The organism is Thioclava dalianensis, from assembly GCF_000715505.1.
GTDB classification, from domain to species: Bacteria; Pseudomonadota; Alphaproteobacteria; order Rhodobacterales; family Rhodobacteraceae; genus Thioclava; species Thioclava dalianensis.
This window is the reverse complement of sequence record NZ_JHEH01000058.1, coordinates 1-10448: the sequence shown is the minus strand read 5'-3', so window position 1 is coordinate 10448 and position 10448 is coordinate 1. Positions and strand designations below refer to the sequence as shown.

The 10448-nt window shown below is 61.6% G+C and carries 8 protein-coding genes and 1 pseudogene; 5 read left to right on the top strand and 4 right to left on the bottom strand.

Going from position 1 to position 10448, the window contains the following annotated elements; genetic code table 11:
- Positions 1-321 precede the first annotated feature (321 nt).
- From DL1_RS19875 to DL1_RS19860, 5 genes and pseudogenes are all read left to right on the top strand, one after another.
- Positions 322-2079, top strand: coding sequence for a PHA/PHB synthase family protein (locus DL1_RS19875; protein WP_051693716.1), 1758 nt, complete (start codon positions 322-324; stop codon positions 2077-2079).
- A 4-nt stretch (positions 2080-2083) separates the two neighbouring features.
- The gene (locus tag DL1_RS19870) at positions 2084-3478 is read left to right on the top strand and encodes a bifunctional enoyl-CoA hydratase/phosphate acetyltransferase (RefSeq protein ID WP_089258481.1); all 1395 of its coding nucleotides are present in this window, start codon (positions 2084-2086) and stop codon (positions 3476-3478) included.
- Complete coding sequence (locus DL1_RS19865) at positions 3475-4644, top strand: acetate/propionate family kinase (protein ID WP_035745643.1); 1170 nt, start codon at positions 3475-3477, stop codon at positions 4642-4644. The genes DL1_RS19870 and DL1_RS19865 overlap by 4 nt, the downstream gene beginning before the upstream one ends.
- Positions 4641-4976, top strand: a complete 336-nt coding sequence (locus tag DL1_RS21395) for an SDR family oxidoreductase (RefSeq protein WP_074855046.1) — start codon at positions 4641-4643, stop codon at positions 4974-4976. Before DL1_RS19865 ends, DL1_RS21395 begins: the two co-directional genes overlap by 4 nt.
- Positions 4921-5172 (top strand): annotated as a pseudogene (locus DL1_RS19860) (IS5/IS1182 family transposase); the annotation flags it as partial. The gene DL1_RS21395 and the pseudogene DL1_RS19860, both read left to right, overlap by 56 nt.
- A gap of 58 nt (positions 5173-5230) precedes the next feature.
- Here DL1_RS19860 and DL1_RS19855 read toward each other — a convergent pair.
- The 4 genes from DL1_RS19855 to DL1_RS22325 all read right to left on the bottom strand — a co-directional run bounded on the left by DL1_RS19855 (position 5231) and on the right by DL1_RS22325 (position 9895).
- Positions 5231-5710, bottom strand: coding sequence for a hypothetical protein (locus tag DL1_RS19855; protein ID WP_051693715.1), 480 nt, complete (start codon positions 5708-5710; stop codon positions 5231-5233).
- Positions 5707-6300 (bottom strand): recombinase family protein, encoded by a 594-nt coding sequence (locus DL1_RS19850; protein ID WP_051693714.1) that lies wholly within the window; start codon positions 6298-6300, stop codon positions 5707-5709. The genes DL1_RS19855 and DL1_RS19850 overlap by 4 nt, the downstream gene beginning before the upstream one ends.
- Before the next feature lie 119 nt (positions 6301-6419).
- Positions 6420-9299, bottom strand: coding sequence for a Tn3 family transposase (locus DL1_RS19845; RefSeq protein WP_038069882.1), 2880 nt, complete (start codon positions 9297-9299; stop codon positions 6420-6422).
- A 527-nt stretch (positions 9300-9826) separates the two neighbouring features.
- Positions 9827-9895, bottom strand: coding sequence for an H-NS family nucleoid-associated regulatory protein (locus DL1_RS22325; protein WP_342727558.1), 69 nt, complete (start codon positions 9893-9895; stop codon positions 9827-9829).
- Between the last annotated feature and the right edge of the window lie 553 nt (positions 9896-10448).

Sequence of the window (10448 nt, the reverse complement as noted above, 5' to 3'; positions counted from 1 at the left end):
GGGGCAGAGGGAATTAACCTGACAATACCGCCAGCGGCATTGGCCGGGTCATGGCCTCGACGTCGCGCCGTTTTGCCGGTAATCGTCCATGATGATCAGGGCAGGGACAGGGGATTCCGTGTCCGCCGCCGGACGCCGATGCTTTGCCTGTTCAGTCCGGGGGCGGCTGTTTCGGCGGTTTGACGGCGCTTTACGACATGTCGTCGGCATCGGGCCTTGGGCGCAATGCCTATGTTCAAGAAAAATCTTGAACTCTTTGAATTCGATCAACACTCGTTGATAGTTCTGTGCTAACTTCCGCCGGTAAATTGGAGACGCGACATGGCCCTTACTCCCAAATCAGATGGCTCGGGTGCAACCGGCGATGAAAGCCTTGGCATCGAGGCTTTTCAGGCCGTTGACCGCATACGAGAGGCGCTCTCGGGACAGCTCAGCGGCGGGGTCTCGCCCGGCTCGCTGATGATGGCCTATGTCGACTGGGCCTTTCATCTGGCGCAGGCACCGGGCAAGCAGATGGAACTGGGCGTCAAGGCGGGCCGCAAATGGCAGCGTCTCATGGCGCATCTGATGGCCTCGGCGATGGATCCGCAGGCCGCGCCGGTCATCACGCCCTTGCCGGGCGACCGCCGTTTCGCCGGTGAAGCCTGGGCGAAACCGCCCTTCAGCTGGATGTCGCAGGCTTTCCTGCTGCAGCAGCAATGGCTGCATAACGTCACCCATGAGGTTCCGGGCGTGACGAAGCACCACGAGGATGTGGTGTCTTTTGCCGCGAAACAGATCCTTGATGTCTGTGCGCCTTCGAACAACCCTTTTACCAATCCCGAGGTTGTGGCACGGACCTGGGCTACCGGAGGCATGAACCTTGTGAAGGGCTGGCAGAACTGGCTGCAGGACGTCGTCCGCCAGATCCGGCAGGAGCCGCCAGAGGGTGTCGAGGCCTTTACACCGGGTCGCGATGTGGCGGTGACGCCGGGCAAGGTAATCTTCCGCAACCACCTGATCGAACTGATCCAGTATACGCCCACGACAGAAACCGTGCACCCCGAGCCGGTGCTGATCGTTCCGGCCTGGATCATGAAATACTATATCCTCGACCTCAGCCCGGAGAATTCACTGATCCGCTGGCTGGTGGCGCAGGGCCACACGGTTTTCGCCATTTCCTGGCGCAATCCGGGTGCAGAGGATCGTGATCTGACGCTGGAGGATTATCGCCGGCTGGGCGTGATGGCCGCGTTGGATGAGATCACCCGTCTAATGCCCGATCAGAAAATCCACGCCACCGGCTATTGTCTGGGTGGCACTTTGCTGTCGATCGCGGCGGCTGCCATGGCGGGGAAGGGGGACGCGCGTCTCGCCTCGCTGACGCTGCTTGCCGCGCAGGTCGATTTCGCCGAACCGGGCGAGCTTGCGTTGTTCATCGACCCAAGCCAGCTGCATCTTCTTGAAAGCATGATGTGGAACCGCGGCTATCTCTCTGCCGATCAGATGGCGGGGGCGTTTCAGCTTTTGCGCTCGAATGACCTCATCTGGTCCCGGATGGTGCGCGATTACATGATGGGCGAGCGGACGGCGATGAATGATCTCATGGCCTGGAATGCCGACAGCACCCGGATGCCCTATCGGATGCATGCCGAATATCTGCGCAGGCTTTATCTGAATAATGAGCTTTCTTCGGGACGCTTCACCGCCGGGGGCAAGACAGTTCTGTTGCAGAACATCCGGGTGCCGATCTTTGCCGTCGGGACCGAGCGCGATCATGTCGCACCCTGGAAGTCGGTCTACAAAATCCACCAGTTCACCGATTGCGAGGTGACTTTCGCGCTGACGTCGGGCGGGCATAATGCGGGGATCGTCTCTCCTCCCGGTCACCCGCGCCGCCGCTACCGGCTGGCGACCCGCGCCCATGACGACGCGCTTTTGCCGCCCGAGACCTGGGTCGAGGCCAATCCTGCAACCGAGGGTTCGTGGTGGACGCCCTGGCAGGCCTGGCTTGCCGCGCGTTCGGGTGCCCCCGCCGCGCCGCCCGCAATGGGCAACGCGCTGGCAGATGCGCCCGGCACATATGTTTTCCAGAGGTGACAAGATGACCGGCACTCTGACCAACTATCTGTTTCACCAGATGAAAATCGGCGACCGCGCCAGTCTTGTCCGCCACGTCGGTCCCAAGGATATTGAATTGTTCGCCGCTGTTTCCGGCGACGCCAACCCCGCGCATCTGGATGCCGGTTTCGCCGCCCATGGGCCGTTTGGCCATGTCGTGGTGCACGGCATGTGGACTGCGGCGCTGATTTCGGCGGTGCTGGGCACCCGCCTGCCGGGGCCGGGGACGATCTATCTCGACCAGCAGATCCGCTTTAACAAGCCGGTTTCGCCAGGCGATACCATCACCGCCGAAGTTGAAGTGGCCGAGCTGATCGAGGGCAAGAACCGTGTCCGCCTGACGACCACCGCCCGCAATCAGCGGGGCGAGGTGGTGCTTTCGGGCGAGGCGCTGGTGCTGGCCCCGGTCGAGCAGGTGACCTGGGTGCCGGGTGACCTTCCCGAGGCGGTGGTCTTGCCGAAGGGGCGCTGGCAGGGCTTTGTCGAAGAGGCCCGCGCATTGCCCCCGGTGCGGGCGGCGGTGGTGCATCCCTGTTCGAAATCCGCGATCCTTGGCGCGATCGAGGTGCGCGACGAAGGCCTGCTTGACCCGATCCTGATCGGTCCCGGCGCAAAGATTCGCGCGGCGGCCGCCGAGGCCGGGGTCTCGCTTGACGGCTTCCGGATCGAGGAGACAGAGCACAGCCATGCAGCGGCGGCGCGGGCGGTGGAACTGGCGGCCTGTGGCAAGGTCCAGGTGCTGGTCAAGGGCAGCCTGCATTCCGATGAACTGCTTGCGGCGGTGGTTTCGAAAAGCGGCGGCCTGCGCACCGAACGCCGGATCAGCCATGTCTATGCGATGGATGTGCCCGCCTATCGCAAGCCGGTGATCGTCACCGATGCCGCGATCAATATCGCACCGACATTAGAGCATAAGCGCGACATCTGCCAGAATGCCGTCGATCTGATGCGGCTTCTGGGGCGCGATCAGCCGAAGGTCGCGGTGCTGGCGGCGGTCGAGACAGTGAACGCGACGATGCCCGCCACGCTGGATGCCGCCGCGCTGACGGTGATGGCGGCTCGAGGCCAGATCACGGGCGCGCTGGTTGACGGGCCGCTGGCCTTCGACAATGCGATCAGCCCCGAGGCGGTGGCGACGAAGGGCATCGTCTCGCAGGTGGCGGGCGAGGCCGATATTCTTCTGGTGCCGGATCTCGAGGCCGGGAACATGCTTGCCAAACAGCTGATCTATTTCGCGGGCGCCACGGCCGCGGGGCTGGTTCTGGGCGCACGGGTGCCAATCGTTCTGACAAGCCGGGCGGATCCTTTATCGGCCCGCATCGCCTCGGCTGCGCTGGCCAAGCTGGTCGCGGTCCGCAAAGCGGAGGGGAAGGCGTGACCCGCGATCTGATCCTGACATTCAACACCGGATCCTCGACTATCAAGCTGGGGTTTTACGCACTGGAGGCCGCCGCGCCGCGCCCGCTGGCCTCGGGCGTGATCGATTTCCGCGATGAGCCTTTCGAAGTGCGCCTGACGCGCGAGGGCAAGACCTTTTCAGGCCCGATCACAGCGGATCCCGGCGATCTGACAGCCGTGCTGAACCAGGCTTTTGCCTGGCTGGCCGGGCATTTCAATCTTTCGCGCCTTGCGGTGATCGGCCATCGGGTTGTGCATGGCGGCGATGTCTTCACAGGACCAGCCCGGATCACCGATCAGGTGATCGCGCAGATCGACGCGCTGGCGCGGCTTGCGCCGCTGCATCAGCCGCAAAGCCTTGCGCTGATCCGGGCGATGCGAGGGCTTTACCCCGATGTGCCACAGACAGCCTCTTTCGACACGGCGTTTCATGCCACCAACCCGCCCCTGATCCGCCGCTTTGCCCTGCCGCGCGCGCTTTATGATCAGGGGATCAAGCGCTATGGCTTTCATGGTCTCTCCTACCGCTATATCGCCGGGCAACTGGGCGATCTGGCCACCGATGCAAAGGTGGTCGCCGCACATCTGGGCAGCGGCGCAAGCCTTTGTGCGATCCGGGGCGGCAAGAGCATCGACAGCTCGATGGGGTTTTCGACGCTGGACGGCATCCCGATGGCGACGCGTTCGGGTGCGCTGGACCCCGGCGTGATCCTGCATCTGATGGGCGAAATGGGGCAAAGCCTGAAACAGGTCGAGACCATGCTCTATCGTGAAAGCGGCCTTCTGGGCGTGTCGGGTTTCGAGGCTGACAGCCGCGAGCTGATGGCCAGCACGCGCCCAGAGGCTGCCGAGGCGATCGACCTCTTTTGCCTGCGCATCGCGGGCGAGGTGGCACGGTTGGCGACCAGCATGGGCGGGATCGATGCGCTGGTCTTCACGGCAGGAATCGGCGAGCATCAGCCCGGTATCCGCGCCCGTGTCGCCGCGCGGCTGGCCTGGCTTGGGGCAGAGCTTGACCCCGATGCCAATGAAGCAGGGTCGCGCAGGATCAGCACCGCCGCCAGCCGGGTGCAGCTTCTTGTCATTCCGACCGATGAGGAAAGCATCATCGCCCAGGAGGCCGTCAGCGAAGAGGCAGCGACATGATTGATCTGAAAGGCAAACGCGGCCTCGTGGTTGGCGTGGCGAATGAGGCCAGCATCGCCGCCGGTTGCGCCAGGGCCTTTCGCGCGGCGGGGGCAGAGCTGGCGCTGACCTTTCTTAATGAAAAGGCCCGGCCATGGGTCGAACCCGTGGCGCAGGAAGTGGGTGCGCCGCTGTTCCTTCCTTGCGATGTGCGTGAACCCGGCCAGTTGGAAGGGCTCTGTTGCACAAATCCCTTTTGGGATTCATCTCATGAATCCAGCGTGGTAGCTGGAATCCATGAGCAGACCCACACCTCCAACCTACAAGACCAGGAACTGGCCATCCTACAATGAAGCGCTCAAGCGCCGCGGATCGCTGACGATCTGGTTCGATCCCGAGATGAGCTGGGAGGCCGCACCAACTGGCAGGCGTGGCCGCCAGCAGAGCTACAGCGACGCCGCCATACAGACGTGCCTCTCGATGAAGGTGCTGTTCGGCATGGCGCTCCGGCAGACGACCGGGTTCGTCGAGAGCTTGTTGCAGCTGGTTCGCGTAACAGGCCCGAGCGTGCATATTTGATCGTTTGATGGGACAAAAGGCGTACAAACTATGCGCCTGAACGCTGCAGGTACATGACGACGTTTTCGGCGGGGAACTTGAAGCCTCGGCCATCGGAGACGCGTTCTGCGCTGATCGGATATTTTGGCCTGTTTGGATTGATGGCGACGATGCGGAAGAGTTCATCCTTCGATCGGAAGGTTCGGCCATGATCCTCGGGCTCCAAGCCAAAATGAGGCGCGAGCACCTCGAACAGGGCCTTCTCTGGTGAGTAGATCTCGCCGCTCTCTTGCGGGATGCCGACGCGGAAGCTGATCTCGAAGCTATGGCGCAGATCGATATCCGAGAGATCCCCGCCTTCGACCGTCAGCCCGTGGGTTTCTGCCACGGCGAGGCAGGCCTTCATCATGTCCCGGCGCAGCCGGTCGCAAAGCTCTGGGGTCAGGTTGCGTGGTGGTGGGACCTTGGCCCCTGTTTGCACAGGCGCTTTGGGCGCGGAAGGCTGTCGCTTGCGTGGGGGCTTTTTCATGCAGTCCGCCCCTCAATGATATCATTGCCCGTCAGCATTTCAGCCTTTGCTTTATAGACAGTACCGCGCGAGATCCCCATTTCGCGGGCAATTTCCGTTGGAGAGAGGCCTGCACCAAGCTTGGCCTGAATGGTGGCCATGTCGATCGTGGGTGGGCGACCGCGATAGACCCCTTTGCGTTTCGCGGCCTTGATCCCTTCAGCCTGCCGCTCGCGGCGGAGATTGGTTTCAAATTCCGCAAAGACGCCAAGCATGTCAAAGAACGCTTTGCCCGTCGCCGTGGAGGTGTCCACGGGCTGCTCGGTGGCCGCCAGATGCGCGCCCTTTTCTTTCAGCCGCGCAACGATGGTCTGAAGATCCTGCATTGAGCGGGCAAGCCGGTCGATCCGCGTCACCACCAGGGTTTCGCCTGGGTGAATAAAGTCGAGGATGATTTTCAATTCAGGGCGGCCTTCAAGCGTCGCGCCACTGCGCTGTTCTTGGCGCACCATCCCACATCCTGCGGCTGTCAGCGCCTCAATTTGGGCATCGAGGTTCTGATCGACGGTCGATGTTCGGGCATAGCCGATTTTGGGGCTCGATCTGTTCATTTTGGGTGTGCCTCTGAGATGATGTGTTCATTATCTCGAAACGGACCCAAAGTGAACATAAAAATGAGTGCTTCCGCTGTTCATGCCTTGCGTTACTTTGGGTAGACTCATAGTAACGCTCAAGCCGCGATACGCTCGTAATCGATCCGGGTCTCCAAATCGATATCGTAGCGGCCATAGGGTGTGATGTGCGCATAGATCAACGGCGTCAGGCCGCGATAATCCTCTGGAGTCAGTCGATCCTGCCAATTCGGGTCCGACAGGACCGATTGGACCATGCGCGTGTTCACATAAACCATCGATGCCTGGACCAGTTGCAGCGCCAGGGCGGAGATTTCTTGATCGGCGATCCGGTTCGAGGCAATCTCGCCGCCCTTGCCGAAGAAGACGAAGCCGTTCGCACTGTTCCAGTTCTCGACAACGTTCAGGCCTTCGTGGATTTCCCGGCGAAGGGCTTCTGATCGCAGATAGCGGCACAGGAAGATCGTCTTGATGGCACGACCCAGTTCAGCCAGCGCCTTGTAGGTCGGGTGCATCACGTCGGTCCGGGCAAACCGGCGCAGGATCGCTTCGGGGTCGGCGGTGCCGTGCTGCATGGCGGCGGCGTATTTGACCATCTCGTCGTATTGCCGCTCGATCTCGGCGTTCGACAAGATCGGCGCCAGATGCGGCAAGTGCGTCCGCATGCCCGCGGCGGGAAGGACCAGCTTTTGGCGGGCAATCGCCTTCAGGCGTGGCGCCAATTCGAACCCGAGCAGATGGCAGAAGGCAAAACCGACAGCAGTCTGACCATGGCTATCGACGTACTGGCGCTGGATTTCCATGTCGGTGCAGTGCCGGAGCACCCCCTCGATCATCGCCGCCACCTCCGAGGACGAACACCTCTTGAGCTGCGAATAGATACAGGTCGCCTGACGCTCGACATGCCAGTAGATCATCACCCCGCGCCCACCGTAGCGCGCGTGCCATTCAGTCATCAGGTTACGGTCCCAGGCGCCGAACTTGGTGGAATCCGAACCGCAAGCCGTGCCCGCCGCGCCCCAGATCGCGGGATTGCGGACCCTCAGTGTCGCATCAGCCACGCGCGCCGCGGCGGCACGCAGCGCGTTTGGGTCGATATAGCGGCGGTGGATGTGGAGCAGTTCGTCATAACTAATGTCACCGACACCGGCGGCGACGCGTTTGATCCCGGCATTGGTCCCCGCAGCATAGAGCGCCAGCAGTAACCGCCGGTCCCGGTCTGCGTGGGCCAAGGCTTCGCGGCTGGCGGACGTCTCGAAGCAATCCAGAAACCCCGTGTCCAATGCCGTTTCCTTCAGGACATCGAGCAGGCCGGTCATCGGCCAGACGCGTTCGACCTCGCGCTTGAGAGCTCCCAGCCCCGGTGGTTCCGGCACCGGGGCAAAGGGCGTTACTCTGATCCGGTTTTCCCCGAATGTTCGCAACCGGACCTGTTCGTTTTCCGGCAGGGTTCGGTTCAGAAGGTGGAGTTCGCGCGTCAGCACATCGCGCACCTGCGAGACAAACGCTCCGGCATCCTGGGTGAGGCCAAGGCCCTGATAATAAATGTGTCTTTGCGCCTCGAAATCGGTCGGCAAGTCATTGTCCGGGTTGCGGTAGCGGTCAGCGCCATCGACCCAGATTTCCTTCGCGCGCACCCTCTCACGTAACTGTGCCAATACGCAGAGCTCGAAGGTAATCACGTTCAGACGGCCGGATGCATCGATGACGGCCTCGCGCCATTTGGCGGGAATGGAACCCTGAGGAGCCAGATCGACAGGCACGACCCGTCGTCCATCCTGTTGCCACCGCTCGATCAAATCGAGTGCATCCAGGATCGGGCGCCAGCTTGCGTTGTTCGATCGAAACTGCAGCGCGGCAAGAAGCGGCGGAACCATCCGACGGTAGTGGCTGGCGTAGGAGCCGCGCATCGCCGTTTGAATTCGCCGGTCCAGCGTGCCCTTGGCGCCGTCTTCTTCAATCACGGCCTTCAGCTTGGCCACGCTCGCGACAGGATAAATGACCTCAAGCACCCGGCCCTCGGGTTCATCCACCGCTGCAATAGCCATATCGACCAGCAGGCGCTCCTTGCCATGGACCCGCTCGATATCCCGCGCAATCGCCCCCACTACCCGGCGGCGCGACCGTGTCTGCATCCGGTGGATGATCTCAAGCAGCAGGTCGATCAGCGCGTCGATCATTTCGCCACGGCGATGCATGAGATTGAGCGCAAAGAGACCCAGCCGACGCGTGTCGCCATGGCGGCGCATCTCGGCCGCGGTCTCACCATCGACGCGGCGGGACAGTCTCTGGACCAGGGCGGGGTCGACATCTTCCATGATCTGGAATGGTAAATCGAGCGCATTCACGAATGCCAATCGCATTGTCGCCGCCAGGATGTTTTCCAAAGTGGCGGCACCCGCATCCGCTTTCAAACTCAGAAACCCCGTTGCGCATTTGGGGCCGGCCAGGCTGGCCTCCAGTTTCCGGCGGGCCTCACCGGACAAGCTGTCTGCAATCCTCTTGAGCAGGTGTTCAACGGCATCATGCCGAGCACCGCGGACAAGCCGCTCCATGATCTTGTCCGACGGAACGAAGAACCCCTGCGCGCGGCTTTTGCGATACCCAAGCTCGACCTGATCCTCAATCTTCCCGAAGGATCCCCGAAACACGAAAGCCAGTTCATTCCGCAACGCTTGCCGATCTCGATCAGCGGCACGTCGAATATCCAAATACCTCAAGATTGCTGCCCGGTGCCTGCGCGCCGTCACATGACCGCACTCGAAATCCCGCGCTTCCGGCGCGGCGATCCCCAGCTGCGCGGCAAGGTAACGCAAGACATCGGCCTGGACATCGCCCGACCGAGACGGAAATCGCGCCCGCGCTCGGAAGAAGCTCAGCTGAAACGCAAACCAGACCCGGCCGGAACGATTGATCCCCTCGATCAATCCGATGTCATCAAAGGATAGGCTCCAAACCTCGACAAAAGACCGTTCCAACCCGTCATCCCCCAAACAACGCCAGAAACAGCCTCCCGTCTTCAAGCTGTCCGGTCAACAGACAGTTCGTTCATGTTATATTCTCTAAAATGTCCATATATGCACGCTCGGGCCTGTTGGGCCGGATACGTATATCGGGCCTGAAACACCCAACCCACTTATGGTGACGATCTTGCGCTCAAAGCATCGTCAACCAGAGATGCGGACGGTTCTTTCTGACATCATGGGACTGACAAAGATCAACTATAACTCGTGTAACTTCAACGACGGGCTGCCGGTAACGGTTCGCTTCGCGAAGATGGTCGGCGACATCCTTGTGATGGGTTCGGCGCGGGAGGGCGGACCGCAGCCATTCAAATTCTATATCTAGCGGGGCTGCCTTCGGGTATGTGCTAGGTTGCGGACAGCCTGTTCAAAGGGTAGCCGTCCTTCTCCTAGTGCTGAGCATGGGGCACGTTTGGACGTAGGGTGCCCTCAACTTATGGCTAGGTCGCTCGCGGTGTTACCGCTTCTAAGAGCTCCACGAACTATCGCGGTTTGCGACCCCGGCCAAACCATGTGATCGCCGGATTCTCAGGGTGCCGGTATTTCGCCACGACAGGTGCCGGGTGAATTTCGTCTCTGTGCCGACAAGTTCGGCTAGGGAGTAGTCGAGGTCTCGGGCGGAAGCGTCCACCTTGGCGCGGGCTTCCGCATTCTGATGATTCTCGAATGTGGAGATCGCCTCGGCGACGTCCTTCTGCATATTTTTCAGCTCGCTAAGCGTCAGTACCTCGAGATGGAAAGCAGTCGTTGGTGCGGTCCGTGTCCTGGATTTCCCGGTATCGATATCCCATCGCGGTAGGGCCCTGCATTTCTCGGCAGGCAAGGGCAAGGGTGAGAGCTGGTGATAGCCACTTAGGCCGCTAGCGGTGTGCTGGGCTTGGGGTAAAGCAGTCCCGATGGGCAAGGGGACATGGTCTGGCATGGGCTCCCCGCATCTCTCTGGCTTCTGGGCCATCCCTTCGACTGACAATCCCCTAATCCCGTTCGGCTTCCTGCGCGCAACCCCGCGTCAGCCCGGGCCGTGTTGGCCGCCTATGGCGTCCCGCCCGCACCACCCCGGTCCTTTGGGGGTTTCCGGTGTCCATGCTGTCCACCGTGCACGCG

Coding starts and splice junctions, on each gene's coding strand:
- DL1_RS19850 (WP_051693714.1), bottom strand. CDS start 6,300: ATGAACAGATCGAGCCCCAAAATCGGCTATGCCCGAACATCGACCGTC.
- DL1_RS19875 (WP_051693716.1), top strand. CDS start 322: ATGGCCCTTACTCCCAAATCAGATGGCTCGGGTGCAACCGGCGATGAA.
- DL1_RS19855 (WP_051693715.1), bottom strand. CDS start 5,710: ATGAAAAAGCCCCCACGCAAGCGACAGCCTTCCGCGCCCAAAGCGCCT.
- DL1_RS21395 (WP_074855046.1), top strand. CDS start 4,641: ATGATTGATCTGAAAGGCAAACGCGGCCTCGTGGTTGGCGTGGCGAAT.
- DL1_RS19870 (WP_089258481.1), top strand. CDS start 2,084: ATGACCGGCACTCTGACCAACTATCTGTTTCACCAGATGAAAATCGGC.